Origin of the sequence: Pseudomonas sp. Bc-h, from assembly GCF_002080045.1 — a bacterium.
In the GTDB taxonomy this organism is placed as follows: domain Bacteria; phylum Pseudomonadota; class Gammaproteobacteria; order Pseudomonadales; family Pseudomonadaceae; genus Aquipseudomonas.
Genome location: NZ_MUIN01000004.1, coordinates 367,477 through 385,398 on the forward strand (window position 1 = coordinate 367,477; position 17,922 = coordinate 385,398).

11 protein-coding genes are annotated in these 17,922 nt (G+C 58.3%); 10 read left to right on the forward strand and 1 reads right to left on the reverse strand.

The window, feature by feature from the left end; genetic code table 11:
• Positions 1 to 45: 45 nt before the first annotated feature.
• Positions 46 to 1,407, reverse strand: coding sequence for a type VI secretion system-associated FHA domain protein TagH (gene tagH, locus BWR59_RS08635; RefSeq protein ID WP_081565212.1), 1,362 nt, complete (start codon positions 1,405 to 1,407; stop codon positions 46 to 48).
• Between the two features lie 380 nt (positions 1,408 to 1,787).
• On the opposite strand from tagH, the gene tssA reads away from it, so the two are divergent.
• From tssA to BWR59_RS08685, 10 genes are all read left to right on the forward strand, one after another.
• Positions 1,788 to 2,810 (forward strand): type VI secretion system protein TssA, encoded by a 1,023-nt coding sequence (gene tssA / locus BWR59_RS08640; RefSeq protein WP_081565262.1) that lies wholly within the window; start codon positions 1,788 to 1,790, stop codon positions 2,808 to 2,810.
• A 108-nt stretch (positions 2,811 to 2,918) separates the two neighbouring features.
• Positions 2,919 to 3,449 (forward strand): type VI secretion system contractile sheath small subunit, encoded by a 531-nt coding sequence (gene tssB / locus BWR59_RS08645; RefSeq protein ID WP_081565213.1) that lies wholly within the window; start codon positions 2,919 to 2,921, stop codon positions 3,447 to 3,449.
• Positions 3,450 to 3,464: 15 nt separating this feature from the next.
• Positions 3,465 to 4,958 carry a type VI secretion system contractile sheath large subunit gene (tssC, locus tag BWR59_RS08650; RefSeq protein WP_081565214.1) on the forward strand — a complete coding sequence of 498 codons (1,494 nt, stop codon included), beginning with the start codon at positions 3,465 to 3,467 and terminating at the stop codon, positions 4,956 to 4,958.
• Positions 4,959 to 5,007: 49 nt separating this feature from the next.
• Positions 5,008 to 5,526, forward strand: coding sequence for a type VI secretion system baseplate subunit TssE (gene tssE, locus BWR59_RS08655; RefSeq protein WP_081565263.1), 519 nt, complete (start codon positions 5,008 to 5,010; stop codon positions 5,524 to 5,526).
• Complete coding sequence (gene tssF / locus BWR59_RS08660) at positions 5,523 to 7,382, forward strand: type VI secretion system baseplate subunit TssF (protein WP_081565215.1); 1,860 nt, start codon at positions 5,523 to 5,525, stop codon at positions 7,380 to 7,382. The genes tssE and tssF overlap by 4 nt, the downstream gene beginning before the upstream one ends.
• The gene (gene tssG / locus BWR59_RS08665; protein WP_081565216.1) at positions 7,346 to 8,389 is read left to right on the forward strand and encodes a type VI secretion system baseplate subunit TssG; all 1,044 of its coding nucleotides are present in this window, start codon (positions 7,346 to 7,348) and stop codon (positions 8,387 to 8,389) included. Before tssF ends, tssG begins: the two co-directional genes overlap by 37 nt.
• 28 nt (positions 8,390 to 8,417) lie before the next feature.
• Positions 8,418 to 11,114, forward strand: a complete 2,697-nt coding sequence (tssH, locus tag BWR59_RS08670) for a type VI secretion system ATPase TssH (RefSeq protein ID WP_081565217.1) — start codon at positions 8,418 to 8,420, stop codon at positions 11,112 to 11,114.
• A gap of 2 nt (positions 11,115 to 11,116) precedes the next feature.
• Positions 11,117 to 13,060, forward strand: coding sequence for a type VI secretion system Vgr family protein (locus BWR59_RS08675; protein WP_081565264.1), 1,944 nt, complete (start codon positions 11,117 to 11,119; stop codon positions 13,058 to 13,060).
• Between the two features lie 23 nt (positions 13,061 to 13,083).
• On the forward strand, positions 13,084 to 13,518 hold the full coding sequence (locus BWR59_RS08680) for a DcrB-related protein (RefSeq protein WP_081565218.1): 435 nt from the start codon (positions 13,084 to 13,086) through the stop codon (positions 13,516 to 13,518).
• 30 nt (positions 13,519 to 13,548) lie between these two features.
• Positions 13,549 to 17,922 (forward strand): RHS repeat-associated core domain-containing protein, encoded by a 4,374-nt coding sequence (locus BWR59_RS08685; protein ID WP_081565219.1) that lies wholly within the window; start codon positions 13,549 to 13,551, stop codon positions 17,920 to 17,922.

Sequence of the window (17,922 nt, forward strand, 5' to 3'; positions counted from 1 at the left end):
CTCATGACGTACTGACTGTCTATCCGTTTGTCTTGGTGCGCCCTTTCACGAGTCGCGCAATCGTGCGCTGTGTACCTCGTAGGCATGACTGAACTCGCGACCGAACAGGACCTGAAAATCCTCTTCGGCCTCGCGGGAAATCTGTGCATAAAGTTCGGTGAATTGCAGCCAGTGCTGAGCCTGACGGGAACCGAAGAGGTTGGACAACGCGTTGGCCTTGCCCATGCGTCCCTCCAACTCCGATGGCTCGAAGCGTTTGAGCAAGGCTTTTATGGCTGCCTCGACCCCGGCCATCACGGCCAACTGATGGGCGCGCAGATCGTCGAAGCTAGCGGCGATGGCCTGGTCGGGCGGCAGGAACGCTTGATTGCCGTGACGCAATAGCAACAACAACGCTTCATCAGCATTCGGCGCGAACTTCAGTGGGTTGTTTTCCACCGGACAAATCATGGTCTGCTGCAGGCGAAGCTCGCCCTTGAGACTGCTGCGCGCCCGCAATACGTCGATGAGCCCTTCGACCATCAGCCTGTAACTGCGGCCGATGGACTCCATCTGTGCCTGTACTTGGGCCGACTCGATCTGCAACTGATCTAAACCAGCCCCTCGAAGGAAAGCCTTTATCAGGTCGACCTGATTTTCGCCTGCTTCAGCTGCCGCTTGCTCCGCAACAGGCGGCTGCAGGGTGAGCGCCCGATCTGCCATGAGTCCCGACTCGGCAGGGTTGACCGAAGGCGCCACTGAGACCTTGGGTAAATCAGGTACGAGATCCCAGTCTTCTGGGATGGCGCCCTGCGAAGAGGCTGGAGGGGACGACATGGCCGAGGCTGCAGGAGCCTGCGCAACAGGCGGGCGAAAATCGTGAAGCTCGGCCGGGACATGGTCAGATCGAGTGGCTGGCGGCACGCCCGGAGGGGTCAGAAAATCGAACAGATCAGGGAACGTATCCTGCGCCGGACCGCCTGAAAAATGCGCGGCTGACTGCCCGTCTGGAACTGCGGAGGGAATGCTTTCCTGGCGCCCCGTTAACGCCTCGAAACTATTTGAAGAGTCACCTTCGGAAAACCCTGAGGTCGATGGACTTATTTTGAAATCAATTCGCACGCGAATCTCGTAATCACCAATCCGAATAAGTTCTCGATCTTCCAGTGGCTCGCTGGTTCCACGGTGCATGTGTATACCCGCGTTCACCAGCTGTACGCCATTAGTGCTGTTATCCGTCAAATAGTAACGGCCGTTTTTCTGCTGAATGATGCAATGGCGCGAAGAAACAAGGCGTTCCGGATCCGGGAGCACCCAGTCATTATCCACACTACGACCGATCGCCATCACCCCATCGTCCAAGTGGATTTCGGCAATTTGTCCGGGGGTTATCTTGTGATAACTAATGATCGTCAGACAGAGCGGCACTTCGCCTCCTTGCTCGCACTTTCAGCATGGCGCAACGTTTTGCGCATGTAGCCATGAAGCCTTTTGAGTAAAGCCAGGAACGCCGAAAACAGGGGCCTCGCCGGACCTGATCGCGATTCCATCCATTCATACGTGACAGTCGCACGGTGACTGAGGAAGCGATATTCCTGCTATCGCCATAATCATAACTTCCACCGAGGACGCGTATCCTACCTTGACAACGAACAACTTTCACAACAAAAATGCACAACTTTCTAAAACAAGTGATATCTGATTAATATCAGTCGCGACGCAAATATAAGACCATTCTTCAATTGGTGTAGGAAGTTTCCTCACCAACTATAAGAAACACTCTCGAATGATAAGGAAATCAATTTTTGCTGGATATTTCGTTGCTACTCTGCGCCATTTCCCCGAACTCGCCATGTGGCGATGACCTGGAATATGACGTGCAATTTCTGGAACTCGAGCGCGATGCACAAGGTAAACCGGAGCGCGCCATGGGCGACTCGGTACAGCCCGCGGAGCCGCCCCAATGGCGACAAATCGAACAATCCAGCATTGCCCTCCTGCAACGCAGCAAGGATCTGCGAATTACACATTTTCTCCTGCAAAGCGCTGTGGCCCTTCATGGCTTCGCGGGACTGACCAACGCCCTGACGCTGATAAGCGATCTGTTGAGGCAGTATTGGCCAGCGCTTTATCCGCAGCTTGATGCCGACGATGATAATGACCCGACCCTGCGCATCAATGCGCTGTCCGGCATCGCCTGCGATACCAACCTGCGGTTGCTGCGCGACAGCCTGCTGCCTCCCTCGCGCAGCTTCGGCCCGATCAGCTTGCGCGCCGCCCTCAATGCCAGCCGCTTGCAGAGTTTCCCCGATGAACAACTCAGCCTCGACGAATTGAAAGGCGCGCTGCGCGACAGCGATCCTGCCCACCTGACCGACCTGCGGTCGATGCTCCAGCAAGCCCACAGTAGAGCGGATGCCATCGAACAGCTCGTCTCTGCACAAGTGGGTTCGGCGCAGGGTGTGGACCTGTCAGCACTGCAGCAACTGATCAAACAGGCCCTGCACATTCTCCGTGAATACGTCCCGGATAGCGTTGAGACAGAGGCACAGGTCCATCAGTCGAGCCCAGGGGAGACGACTGAAACCCCGGCCGTTGTGACCTCTGCTCCACACGTCTGCGACGGGGAGATCGACAATCGCCACGATGTGGTGCGCAACCTTGATCGCATTCTCGGTTACTACGCCCGCCATGAGCCCTCCAGCCCGCTGCCGGTACTTTTGAACAGAGCGAAAAATCTGGTGCACGCCGACTTCGCGGCCATCGTGCGCAATCTGATTCCCGACGGCATGCCCCAGTTCGAAAACCTGCGCGGCCCCGACCTCGAGTGACGCGTAGCTCTCACGCAACGAAACGGTTCAGGCAAGCATTAAACATCCCCGTTACCGGCCTAGTCCGATGACGCCAAGCATGTCGCAGCAGCGACCAGGAGGAGCAACGTGGCGAACACCAGTTCTCAAAAATTCATTGCGCGTAACCGCGCCCCACGGGTCCAGATCGAGTACGACGTCGAACTGTACGGTGCCGAGAAAAAAGTAGAGCTTCCCTTCGTAATGGGCGTGATGGCCGATCTGGCTGGCAAGCCAGTCGAGCCGCAGGCCGCCGTCGCCGACCGTAAGTTTCTGGAGGTCGATGTCGACAACTTCGACTCGCGTCTTAAGGCGATGCAGCCACGGGTGGCGTTTCACGTGCCAAACGAGCTCACCGGCGAAGGCAATCTAAGTCTGGATATCACCTTCGAAAGCATGGACGACTTCAGCCCTGCTGCCGTGGCACGCAAGGTCGACTCACTGAGGCAACTCCTTGAAGCCCGCACTCAACTGGCTAATTTGCTGACCTACATGGACGGCAAGACCGGCGCCGAGGAAATCATCATGAGAGCGATCAAGGCCCCGGCGCTGCTGAAAGCCCTGGCGAGTGCACCCAAACCGCTGAGCTCTGCTTCGCCAGACGCCGATCCGAAGGCTTAACCAGGACAAACAATCATGACTCAAGTGCTGCGTGACGATCATGCCCAAGCCAGCCTCACCGAAGACACCAACGACTTCGCCTCGTTGCTGCTGCAAGAATTCAAACCCAAGACCGAACGCGCCCGCGAGGCCGTCGAGACCGCAGTGCGCACTTTGGCAGAGCAGGCTCTGAAGCAGACCAGCCTGGTTTCCGGCGATGCCATCACCTCAATCGAATCGATCATCGCTGCGATTGATGCCAAGCTCACGGCGCAAGTGAATCAGGTGATTCATCACCCTGAATTCCAGCAATTGGAAAGCGCCTGGCGCGGACTCCATTACCTGGTCAACAACACTGAAAGCGATGAACAACTGAAGATTCGGGTGCTGAATATTTCCAAGCGGGAACTGCACAAGACCCTGAAAAAGTTCAAGGGAACGGCCTGGGATCAAAGTCCAATATTCAAGAAAATGTACGAGGAAGAATACGGACAGTTCGGTGGAGAACCCTACGGCTGTCTGGTCGGAGACTACTACTTCGATCAATCCCCTCAGGACGTCGAGCTCCTGGGTGAGCTGTCCAAGACTTGCGCAGCGATGCACGCGCCGTTCATTTCCGCTGCTTCGCCCACCGTAATGGGCATGGGCTCCTGGCAAGAACTGTCCAACCCTCGCGACCTGACCAAGATCTTCACAACCCCGGAGTACGCCGGCTGGCGCTCCCTGCGGGAGTCGGAAGATTCGCGTTACATCGGTCTGACCATGCCTCGTTTTCTGGCTCGCTTGCCCTATGGCGCCAAGACCGATCCGGTGGAAGCCTTTGCCTTCGAAGAAGACACCGATGGCGCCGACAGCGCCAAGTACACCTGGGCCAATGCCGCCTACGCAATGGCCGTGAACATCAACCGTTCTTTCAAGCACTACGGCTGGTGCTCGCGTATTCGTGGCGTCGAGTCTGGTGGTGAAGTGCAGAATCTGCCGGCGCACACATTTCCCACCGATGACGGCGGCGTGGACATGAAGTGCCCGACCGAAATCGCGATCTCTGACCGTCGGGAGGCGGAACTGGCGAAGAACGGGTTCATGCCGCTGCTGCACAAGAAAAACACCGATTTCGCCGCATTTATCGGAGCCCAGTCTCTGCAGAAGCCTGCCGAATACGATGATCCGGACGCTACCGCGAACGCCAATCTGGCCGCACGCCTGCCGTATCTGTTCGCGACCTGCCGTTTCGCGCATTACCTGAAGTGCATCGTGCGCGACAAGATCGGCTCCTTCAAAGAAAAGGACGAGATGCAGCGCTGGTTACAGGACTGGATTCTGAATTACGTCGACGGTGATCCGGCGCACTCCACAGAAACCACCAAAGCACGGCATCCGCTTGCTGCCGCCGAGGTTGTGGTTGAGGACGTCGAAGGCAACCCGGGCTATTACAGCTCGAAATTCTTCCTGCGTCCGCACTACCAGCTCGAAGGTTTGACCGTCTCGCTACGCCTCGTTTCCAAGCTGCCGTCGGCGAAGGGTGCGTAATCCGCTCACCGGGATGTTCCTGACTCGTGAAGATCACATTGGACAAAACATGGCTGTGAACGAATTCACTCTGCGCGATCGTCTGCAGCCTTCGCTGCTTGACCGGCTGACGGATGACGAGCCTGGCAATGTTCAGGAGACCGCAGACAAACGCGTGCTGTCCCTGACCCAGCTGAAAGCCTCGGTGTTGCGGGATCTGACCTGGCTGCTTAATACCAGTTCGCTTCTTGATGGGGACGCCATGCTGCACCCCCCGGTGGGAACATCGGTGCTTAATTACGGCCTACCGCCGCTTGCAGGTAACAGTGCGTCGAGCATCGATGTCCGTGTGCTGGAAAGTCTGATTCATCAGGCCATCGTCACCTTCGAGCCACGCATCTTGCCCCAGACCCTGCGAGTACGCGCGCAGGCCCTGCCCGAGCTGATGAACCACAATGCTCTGAGCTTCGAGATCGAAGGCGATCTGTGGGCGAAACCGGTTGCCCTTCCGCTGTTGCTGCGCACCGATCTGGATCTGGAGTCTGGTCACGTGCAGGTGCTGCCTGCCAAACAAAGGAGGCAGGCATGAATCCGCGCCTGCTGGAGCTGTACAACCAGGAACTGCAACACGTTCGCGAAAGCGCGGCGGAGTTTGCCAGCGAATATCCGAAAATCGCCGGGCGCCTGTCGCTATCCGGCATCGACTGCGCCGACCCCTATGTCGAGCGACTCCTGGAAGGCTTCGCCTACCTCACGGCGCGCGTGCAGCTGAAGCTCGACGCTGAATATCCGACCTTCACCCATAATCTGCTGGAAATCGCCTACCCGCATTACCTCGCGCCCACCCCGTCGATGTCGGTGGTGCAGATGCAGATCGATCAGGACGAAGGTTCTCTGAGCAGCGGATTCACGCTGCCTCGTGACAGCGTATTGCGTGCTTCAATGGGCACGGGCTCGCAGACTTCATGCGAATACCGAAGCGCTCACCCGGTGACGCTATGGCCTCTGAAGATCAGTCACGCGGAGTATTTCGGCAATCCGGTCACCGTGCTTGGGCGCCTTGCTGCCAACGAACCAAACGCCAAGGCAGGTCTGCGCATTACTCTGCGTAGCAGCGCGGAGCTGCCGTTCACCACCCTGAGCCTGGAAAACCTGCCGCTGTACCTCAATGGCGCTGATGAACTTCCGTTCCGGCTCTATGAGCAGTTGCTCGGCAATACGTGCGCGGTGTTTGCCCGTCAGCCACACGCGGACTGGATCGAGCGAATGCCGATCGATGCCTTGAGGCCCTGCGGCTTCGACGACCGCGAAGCGGCGATTCCCGTGGTCGCCCAGGCGTTTCAGGGCTATCGCTTGATGCAGGAATACTTCGCTTTGCCCCAGCGCTACCTGTTCGTCGAGTTCACCCATCTGAACCGAGCCGTCCAACAATGCTCAGGGCAAGAACTGGAAATAGTCATTCTGTTTGACCGCTTCGATCAGAGTCTTGAAGGAAGCGTGGGACCAGAGCAGTTCGTACCGTTCTGTACACCTGCGATCAACCTGTTCCCGCGACGAGTTGACCGGATCCATCTGTCCGATCGCGTCAACGAACATCATGTGATCGCCGACCGAACTCGCCCGATGGACTTCGAGATTCATTCACTGACAAGCGTCACCGGCCACGGCTCGGGACCTGATCAGGGCTTTGTGCCGTTCTATGCAGTGCGCGATCCTTCCCGTTACGGCACAGGCAGGGCCTATTACACCCTGCGGCGCGAGCCCCGCGTACTGTCCAGCGAACAGCGGCGCACGGGCACACGCTCAACCTACGTCGGCAGCGAAACCTTCCTCAGTCTGGTCGACGGTCAACAAGCGCCCTATCGTCATGATCTGCGCCAACTGGGTGTCAGCGCGCTGTGTACCAACCGCGACCTGCCGCTGTTCATGAACGAAGGGGCTGGCAAGACCGACTTCACCCTGGCCGAAAGCGCGCCGGTCTCGTCGATTCGTTGTCTCGCAGGCCCAAGCCGCCCTCGCGCCAGCCACGCACATGACCATAAGGCCTGGCGTCTGATCAGCCAGTTGTCGCTGAACTACCTGTCGCTCAGCGAGAACGGCCAGGGCGCCGCGGCCTTGCGCGAAATGCTTCGCCTGTACGGTGACCCCAACGACGCCGCTCTGCAACTGCAGGTCGAGGGGCTGCGGGACGTCCGCAGCCAAGTCTGTACACGACGCTTGCCCATGCCAGGCCCGATCGTCTTCGGGCGCGGTCTGGAGATCACCCTGGAGTTCGACGAAAACGCCTTTCGCGGCACAGGTGTGTTTTTGCTGGGTGCGGTGTTCGAACGGTTTCTAGCGCGGTACGTCTCCATCAACAGCTTCACCGAGACCGTGATTCGCACCAACGAACGCGGCGAGATCATGCGATGGAAAGCCCAGCCCGGCCGGCGCCCAACGTTGTGAGCGCGCTCACCGATATTCACGAAACGCCTTGGGAATTCGATTTTTTCCACGCGCTGCGGCGGATCGAATGCGAGTCACCGCAACTGCCACGCATCGGTCGTTCGCTGCGCCTGGCCGACGACCCTCTGCGTCTCGGCCAACGACCCGACTGCGCGTTTGCGCCTTCGACTCTTGCCGCCCTGACCCTTGGGCACGACGGCAAAGCCGCAAGGCTCGAACAGTTCTTTTTCGGGCTTGGTGGGCCCAACGGTCCGCTGCCGCTGCACCTGACCGAGTACATTCGCGAACGCCAGCGCAACCACAACGACAGCACCAGCAAACGTTTTCTCGACGTTTTCCATCATCGTCTGCTGAGCCTGTTTTACCGGGTCTGGGCAGAGGCGCGTCCCGCCGTCAGCCATGATCGGCCAGACGATGATTACTGGTCCGCAAGATTGGCGGCATTCAGCGGTCGCGGCATGCCGACCCTGCTCGGTCAGAGCCTGATTCCAGACACCGCCAAGCTGCATTTCAGCGGCCATCTGGCGGCGCAAACTCGCTACCCGGACGGCCTGAAAGCCATTCTTGAAGACTACTTTGGCCTGCCGGTAGAAATCGAAGAATTCGTTGGTCAATGGCTGGCGCTACCCGAATGCAGCCGACTTTCCGTCAGTGCCAATCAGCTCGGCATCGACTTTTGCCTCGGCAGCCACGTCTGGGATCGCCAGCACAAATTCCGGATTCGACTGGGGCCGCTCAAGCTCGACGAGTACATGGGCATGCTGCCCGATGGCGAACCCTTCAGGCATCTGGTCGCATGGGTCGCTGAATACCTGGGTCACGAGCTGGACTGGGATCTGAGTCTGGTTCTGCAACAACCGCACATCCCCAGACTGCAACTCAATGGCCAGTTCCGACTGGGTTTCAACACCTGGTTAGGGCCGCCGGGTGAGGACGCCGGGGACCTGATTCTGGCCCGGCACTACGCCGATCAGGCGAGCTCATCCGAGCCATCGCCGCAAGTCTAGAAAAAACTATTCGCAAGGAGCAATGAGCATGGGTGAGATCAGTCGCGCAGCGCTGTTCGGCAAGCTGAACAGTATCGGGTACAAGGCCATTGAGGCCGCTACCGTGTTCTGCAAATTGCGCGGAAACCCCTACGTGGAACTGGCCCACTGGTTTCACCAGTTGTTGCAACTGCAGGACTCGGACCTGCACCGGATCATCCGGCAGTTCAACGTGGAACCGGCCCGGCTGGCTCGCGATCTGACCGAAGCGCTCGACCGCCTGCCTCGCGGCTCGACCTCAATCACTGACCTGTCTTCTCATGTCGAAGAAGCCGTCGAGCGCGGCTGGGTCTACGGCAGCCTGATGTTCGGCGAAAATCAGGTGCGCACAGGCTACCTGTTGATCGGCATTTTCAAGACGCCGAACCTGCGCCATTCGTTATTGGCTCTGTCTCCGGAATTCGAGAAGGTCAAAGTCGAGGTCCTGAGCGAACGCTTCAATGAATACGTGGACGACTCCCCGGAAAATGCCCTCGGCGCCAGCGATGGTTTCAACGCACGCGCCACTCCCGGCGAGGCCAGCGGTGCCATTGCCCCAAGCGCCATGGGCAAGCAGGAAGCGCTCAGGCGCTTCACCGTGGACATGACTGAACAAGCCCGTAGCGGCAGGCTGGACCCTATCGTCGGCCGCGACGAGGAAATCCGGCAGATGGTCGACATCCTCATGCGTCGCCGGCAGAACAACCCGATCCTTACCGGTGAGGCAGGTGTCGGCAAGACTGCGGTCGTTGAAGGCTTCGCCCTGCGGATCGTCGCGGGTGACGTCCCGCCTTCACTGAAGGAAGTCGAACTGCGCAGCCTCGATGTCGGCCTGTTGCAGGCCGGCGCGAGCATGAAAGGCGAGTTCGAACAGCGTCTGCGCCAAGTCATCGAAGACGTTCAGGCATCGCCCAAGCCGATCATCCTATTCATCGACGAAGCCCATACGCTGGTCGGTGCCGGTGGCGCTGTCGGCACCGGAGACGCTGCCAACCTGCTCAAGCCCGCGCTGGCTCGTGGCACCTTACGCACGGTCGCGGCCACGACCTGGGCCGAATACAAGAAGCACATCGAGAAAGACCCCGCCCTGACCCGCCGCTTCGAAGTCGTTAAGGTCACTGAGCCCTCGCAAGACAAGGCGCTCATGATGATGCGGGGGGTGGCCTCGAACATGGAAAAACACCATCAGGTGCAGATCCTCGACGAAGCGATGGAGGCTTCGGTCAAGTTGTCGAGCCGCTACATTCCGGCGCGTCAGTTGCCGGACAAATCCGTCAGTCTGCTGGACACCGCCTGCGCTCGCGTCGCTGTGAGCCTGCACGCGGTCCCCGCGCAGATAGATGACAGCCGACGACGTATCGAAGCGTTGGAAACCGAGCTGCAGATCGTTGCGCGGGAGCATGCGATCGGCGTTGATACCGGATCAAGAAAATTCACCGCAGAAACGCTGCTGCTCACTGAGCGCCAACGCCTGACGGAACTGGAAAGTCGCTGGGGCGGTGAGAAAATCCTGGTCGATGAACTGCTAGATACCCGGGCCGAGCTGCACGAAATCCCAGGTGTGGTCGGTCAAGCTGCAGGGAATGAGCAAAGGCATGTGCTGCGAGAAAAACTGGTCGATTTGCAAACTCGTCTCAGTAGCCTGCAAGGCGAAAACCCGTTGATTCTGCCGACCGTGGACTACCAGGCCGTAGCGTCAGTGGTTGCTGACTGGACAGGCATCCCGGTCGGCCGTATGGCTCGCAACGAGCTCGAGACCGTGCTCAATCTCGATCAGCGCCTGAAACAGCGGATTATCGGCCAGGACCATGCCCTGCAGATGATCGCCAAGCGTATCCAGACCTCACGCGCAGGCCTGGACAACCCGAGCAAACCCATCGGCGTGTTCATGCTCGCCGGCACGTCAGGGGTCGGCAAGACCGAAACCGCGCTGGCCCTGGCCGAAGCCTTGTATGGCGGCGAGCAGAACGTCATCACCATCAACATGAGCGAATTCCAGGAAGCGCACACCGTTTCCACCCTCAAGGGCGCGCCGCCAGGCTATGTCGGGTACGGCGAAGGCGGTGTGCTCACTGAAGCCGTGCGGCGTAAACCTTACAGCGTGGTGCTGCTGGACGAAGTGGAAAAAGCCCACCCGGATGTCCATGAAATTTTCTTTCAAGTGTTCGACAAGGGCGTGATGGAAGATGGCGAAGGTCGCGTGATCGACTTCAAGAACACGCTGATCCTGCTGACCACCAACGCGGGTAGCGAGCTGATTTCGCATTTGTGCAGAGACGCGCAGAACATGCCCGGTGCGGAACACATCGCCAATGCGCTGCGCCAGCCACTGCTGGAGATCTTTCCGCCAGCATTGCTCGGACGTCTCGTCACCATTGCGTACTACCCGCTGAACGACACCATGCTCCGGGCGATCGCTCGCCTGCAACTGAACCGCATAAAAAAGCGCGTGGAGAATACGCACAAGATCGCATTGGAGTACGACGACGCGGTGGTCGATCTGATCGTTTCTCGCTGCACTGAAACCGAGAGCGGCGGCCGAATGATCGACGCCATCTTGACCAACACTCTGCTGCCGGACATGAGCCGCGAGTTCCTGACACGGATGCTCGAAGGCCATGCGTTGGCAGGCGTAACCATCAGCGAGCGAGAAAACCAACTGCATTATCGGTTCACCGAAAACGCCATCGCAGGTCCACAGCGATGACTATCCAATTCACCCAACTGACTCGTCTGGCACAAGTCATGAGCCCTCTGGGACCGAATGTTCTGCTGCTGAAAAAAATGAGTGGCGGCGACGAACTGGGGCGCTTGTTCGAGTACGAACTACAGCTGATTTCGCACGACAACGCCATCGACCTCAACCAGTTGCTCGGCAAGTCCATGACGTTATCGGTCCAGTTGGGTGGGGGTGGCACGCGCTACTTCAACGGGGTCATATCGCGGTGCAGCCAGAACGTCGATAACGGCCAGTTCGCCAGTTATCAGGTCTCGTTGCGACCATGGCTCTGGTTGCTGACGCGCACCTCTGATTGCAGGATTTTCCAGCATCTGACCATTCCGCAGATCATCAAGCAGGTGTTCCGCGACCTCGGCTTCTCGGATTTCGAAGACGCCCTGAGTCAGCCCTACCGCGAGTGGGAGTACTGCGTTCAGTACCGGGAGACCAGTTTCGATTTCGTCAGTCGGCTGATGGAACAGGAGGGCATCTACTACTACTTTCGCCACGAAAATGACCGGCACGTGTTGATCCTGGCAGATGCATACGGCGCGCATCACTGCGCGCCGGGTTACGAGTCGGTGCCGTTTTTTCCACCGGACGGCCAACATCGCGAGCGCGATCACATCAGCGACTGGAAGTTGGCGCAGCAGGTACAGCCCGGCTCCCTGGAACTCAACGACTACGACTTTCAGCGCCCGAGCGCACGCATCGACGTACGCTCGACGATACCGCGCCCGCATATGGGGAGTGACCTTCCGCTCTACGACTACCCCGGCACTTATGTGCAAAGCGAAGACGGGGAACACTACGCCCGCACACGCATCGAGGCGATCCACAGCCTGCATGAGCGCATCCAGCTAAAAGGCAACGCGCGGGGTATTGGCGCAGGGCATCTGTTCAGCATGGCGGGGTTCAGCCGCCAGGATCAGAACCGCGAGTACCTGATCGTCGGCGCGCAGTATGAGCTCACCCAGGAAAGCCTCGAAACGGGGGGCAGCTCTGCCGGCTTGCAATACGAAAGCAGCCTGACCTGCATCGACGCCCGCCATAGTTTTCGCCCGCAGCCGGTCACCCTTCGACCCATCGTCAAAGGCCCGCAGACCGCGCTGGTCGTCGGCCGCGACAGCGAGGAAATCTGGACCGATCAGTATGGCCGCGTGAAGGTGCATTTCCATTGGGACCGCCACGACCAATCCAACGAAAACAGCTCGTGCTGGATTCGCGTGTCTCAAGCATGGGCCGGCAAGAACTGGGGCTCGATGCAAATCCCGCGCATTGGCCAAGAGGTGATTGTCAGTTTTCTGGAAGGAGACCCTGACCGGCCGATCATCACAGGCAGGGTCTACAACGCCGAACAACCCGTCCCCTACGACCTGCCCGCCAACGCCACGCAAAGCGGCATGAAAAGTCGTTCGAGCAAAGGCGGCACCACGGCGAACTTCAACGAAATCCGCATGGAGGACAAGAAGGGAGCGGAGCAACTGTACATCCACGCCGAGCGCAATCAGGACATCGTCGTTGAAGTGGACGAAAGCCACTCAGTCGGACAGGACCGGACGAGGAGTGTAGGGAATGACGAGACGGTGACCATCGGGCAGGACCGGCTGCGGGCGGTGAAGCGTGATGACGTGCTGCTGGTAGGCGTGAGCAAGACCGACAGCATCAGTCAGAGCTACTTGATCGAGGTGGGCGAAAACCTGCGCCTGGTGTGCGGCAAGAGTGTTCTAGAGCTCAACGCCAGCGGCCAGATCAACCTGACGGGTGTGCAATTCAACTTCAACACGGAGGGAGATGCCGAGTTCAACACCGGCGGCAAGCTGCACCTGAACATCGGTGGTGGCCCAGGTGCCATTCCCGAGGGGCAGGGCGATAAAGCCAGCATCGATGCTTCCGTCAATGCCATGTTCCCAGAGCCCGAATCGGGCCAGTAATCCTTTCGAGAGAACCCTTAGCTATGCCGTATCGCATCAACGAATTTCAGTTTGCATTACCGGAGACCGAAATGCAGGACATGTCGGTCAACATCCTGAAGTTTCCCGAGCTCGGTACTTCGCTGATTGTGAGCCGCAGCTTTCTGGCTGACGACGAAACCTTGCACAGTAACTTCGACGCCCAACTCAAACGTTTGGAACTGCAAGTTCAGGCGTTGCGCTATCAGCCAGCGCAAACCGTTCAGGTTGGTCCGGCAAAGGATATAGAGGCGCTAGAACTGAGCAGTCAGTTCAAAAAGGGTAGCGAGACGGTATTCCAGTACCAGTTGGCGCTGGTCATTCCAGAGACTCAAAAAATGCTCGCCTTGAGCTATGTCAAGCCGCTGCCATTGGGCGAAAGCGAAGCGATGCACTGGGACACTATCAAATATTCGCTGCAATTCGACGGTCTCCAATGAGTTTGCGCATCTACTGGCTGAGTATCGTGAATGTCTGACGCACTCTGGGCCGCGAGAGTTGGCGATGCCCTCTCGCACACCTCGATGATGGCCGACATTCTGGGCGGGGTTCTGGAAGTCGCTGCAAACGTCGCGATTGGAGCCCTGGCGACTGCGGCCGTTGTAGCGGCGGCCGGTTTCACCATCGCAACCGCAGGCGTTGGCGGCTGCATTTTGGGCGCTGTCATCGGGGTCGTCGTCAGCGTGACGATGAGCAAAACCGGGGCGGACAAGGGGTTGAGCGCGTTATGCGAAAACTTCGCCAACTCGCTGTTTCCACCCATGCCTCAGGCGACTATTTCGACAGGCTCCGCCGACACCTTCATCAACGGCATTCCAGCTGCCAGAGCTGCGGGATACGTTCCTTCAATGCTCTTTCAAGCGGGCTCAGCCGAAACCGAACAGACCGAAGAGTCCAACACTGGCGAAGAAGCGCACTTTTTGGACATGGCCAAAGGGTTTTTCTCGCAGATGTGGCGACCGACCGTTGCCACTCCAGCACCGGGGGCAGTGCCCAAACCGCTGGACATGGTGAGCTGCACCCGGCATCCGCCGATGCCGCCTCAATTTCTTGCGGAAGGCTCGGACAAAGTCACGATCAATGGGCAGCCCGCCATACGCAGCGGCGACCGCAGCACGTGCGATGCCACGGTGGTGTCCAGCGGGTTGATATCTCCCAACGTGCGAATCGGTGGCAGCAAAGTTGTGGTGCGGGAAATCCGCAGCGGAAAAACGCCAGGCGTGGGGTTGGCAATCACCGCACTGATGATGCTCAGAGGCAGCAAGGGCAAATTCTTGAGCAACCTGCCCTGCATGCTATTGAGCGGCGTGAACTCATTCGTCGTCAGTCAGGCCATGGGCGCACTGACCAATGCAATCGCAGGCTCACCCAATCCCGTGCACGCAGCCACGGGCGCCAAGGTATTGGGTGGCAGCGAAGAGCTGGATTTCGTCCTGTCCGGTGTATTGCCCATCACGTGGCAGCGCTTTTACAACAGTCGTGACGAGCGCCGTGATGGTTTGTTCGGTGCAGGCTGGAGTGTAGGGTTTGAGGTCAGCGTACGCATTGAAGCTCATCCCGATGGTGGCGAGCGGCTGATCTATATCGACGAGCAGGCGCGCAGCATCGACATGGGCTCGATCGCGTTAGGAAGCGCTGTTTTCAGTGCCGGGGAAGGGCTGGCCGTGCGGCGTCATGGCAATGGTCAATTGCTGATTGAAAGTGAGGATGGGATTTACCGGTTATTTGAACCGACTCCGGGTGAATCGACTCAGTTGCGTCTTACCCAGCTCGGGGACCGTAACGACAACCGCATTTATCTGGATTACGACCAACAAGGACGACTTATTCAGCTTCGCGACACCTTCGACGTGCTGCGGGTGACGTTGGTTTATTCGGTACGATGGCCGCAGCGTGTAGAGACTATCGAGCGGGTGCTCAATGACGAAACCCGCGAGGCACTGGCAAGCTACGACTACGACGACTCGGGTGACCTGGTTGAAGTCCGTGATGCACTCAGGCAAATCCAGCGAAATTTCTCCTATCAAAACCGGCGCATGGTTGAACATCGATTGCCCACTGGCCTGCGCTGTTTTTATGAGTGGGGTTTGGTTGATGACTCGGAATGGCGTGTGGTCCATCACTGGACCGATGACGGAGCACAGTACCGCTTCGAGTATGACCTGAGCACTGGCAGCACAGCGATCACTGACGGCCTGAACCGAACCAGCACCCGTCGTTGGAACTCACAACATCAGATAACCGAATACACCGACACTCTCGGTCAGACCTGGCGCTTCTCCTGGAACGATGAACGTCAGTTGCTCAGTGCGACCGACCCGCAAGGCGGTGAATGGCATTACAGCTACGACGACGCTGGCAACATCGGTTCAACTCAGGACCCGCTCGGACGTGTCGAGTCCACTTCATGGCTGGAGCACTGGTCGCTACCAATGGTAGAAACCGACGCGGCAGGCAGCAGTTGGCAATACAGGTATGACGAGCGGGGAAACTGCACCCGTGAAGTCGATCCAATGGGGCAAGTCACTCAGTACCGATACGATGAGCGCGGACAGATCATCGAGGTCATCGATGCCACGGAAAAAAGCAAAAAGCTACGGTGGAACGAAAGGGGGCAGGTTGAAGCGCACACCGACTGCTCAGGGTACCGAACATGGTTCGAGTACGACGCACGCGGCCATCTGAGCTGCATTACCGATCCTTCCGGTGAGCGCACGATTTACCAACATGACGCACGGGGGAGGCTGCTACGCCGGGAGTTGCCAGATGGCCGAATCGAGCGTTATCAGCGCGATGCCATCGGGCTCCTGACTGCCTACGTCGATCCCGCGGGCGATGCCACCTCCTATCACTATGATCTCAGAGGCCAAGTCCGACATCGCCTTGATCCTCACAGGCGACAGGTGCAATTCAGCTATGACGCCTACGGCCGCCTGCAGTCGTTAACCAATGAGAATAGGGAAAGTTACCGCTTTGCCTGGGATGCGGGTGATCGTTTGCTTGCGCAACAGGATCTGGACGGCAGCCAGCGACGGTATCGGTACGACACTCTGGGCAATCCTGTCCGGGTAGAACAAATTGCGGCCGCTCAAGATGGCGAACCAGGCGCAGGGGCAATCATCCAGTGCCTTGAACGGGATGCAGCGGGTCGCTTGAAAACCAAAGTCACCGTCGACGGCCGTACCGAATACGTTCTGGATGCATTGGATCATCTGGCCGAAGTCACTTTTACGGATACCGCAGGCGCCAAGCAAACCATCGGATTTGCTTACGACACTCTGGGCCAGTTGGTGGCCGAGAAAACAGCATCAGGCACGTTACAGCATTGCTATGACGAACTCGGCAATCTCACCCAATCACTGCTGCCCGATGGCCGATGGCTCAACCGGCTGTACTACGGCAGCGGCCACCTGCATCAGATAAACCTGGACGGCCAAGTCATCAGCGATTTCGAGCGCGACCGCTTGCACCGCGAAGTGCTGCGCAGCCAAGGCCAGCTAACCACCCGCAGCCAATACGACCGCAGCGGGCGCCTGCGTACCCGGCAACGCCGCGCGACGAATCTGCCAAGACAGCTCCCGGCCCAGCTCACCCACGAATATGAGTACGACCCGTCCGATAACCTGATCGGCAGGACGCGACTGGACCGTCAGCGATCCGAGAACCGCCGTGAATCGCTGCACTACGATTCCAGCAGTCGCCTCTGTGCCAGCCAGAACAGCCTCGGCCAACAGGAAACCTTTGCCTATGATGCTGCTGCCAACCTACTCGACGGCCCGCAGTCCGGGGCGGGTCTGGTACGCCACAACAGACTGCTGACCTACCAAGACAAACGTTATCGCTACGACGGCTTTGGCCGCCTGGTTGAAAAACGAAGCACCCGCCACGGCATCCAACGTTTCATCTATGACGCCGAAAGCCGCCTGATCGAAGTACACAACCAGAACGGCAATGTCGTGCGCATGGCCTACGATCCGCTTGGCCGTCGCATCGCCAAAAGCGAACACCGCGCCGACGACAGCCTGATCGGTGAAACCCGATTTACTTGGGACGGCCTGCGCCTTCTACAGGAACAACGCATAAACCTGGCCAGCCTTTACATCTACTCTGGCGCTGGCTACGAGCCCCTCGCCCGCGTCGATGGCATCGGCGAGCATCAGCAAGTGCGCTACTACCACAACGACCTAAACGGGCTGCCCGAACAGCTCACAGAGGCCGACGGCCATCTCGTATGGCAGGCGCGCTATCAGGTGTGGGGCAACACGATTGAAGAACAGCGCGAACGCTACTTCGTCGAAGAACAAAACCTCAGATTCCAGGGCCAGTACCTTGATCGAGAGACGGGACTGCACTACAACACGTTCAGGTTCTACGATCCGGATGTCGGACGCTTCACCACGCCAGACCCGATTGGCTTGCTGGGCGGGCTGAATTTATATCAGTACGCGCCGAATCCGATTGGGTGGGTGGATCCGTGGGGTTGGGCGTGCACTAAGGCGTTCAGTAAGAGAAGCAACATCGCAAAACGTTGGGTAAACAGCCTCTCAGGCAAAACACCACACCAGGTGGAGAATATGCTCTTAAGCAAGGGATACATTAAACGGATTACCAATTTGAATACGCATAAAACTCAACATATCCAGTTTTTCAGAACCACTAAACGTGGGATGAACGACGTTCTAGACTATCATCCCGGGGGAGGAGTGCACGGTACGAGCTATTGGAAAATTTACAGAAATGGCGATGTTCAAGGACGAATTGCTCCATCTGGGTTTTCTCGATATGAACGCGTAGTCGATAGCCCTGTGTTCGTCGACGGCACTCTTATGAACGGCCCCAGCTAG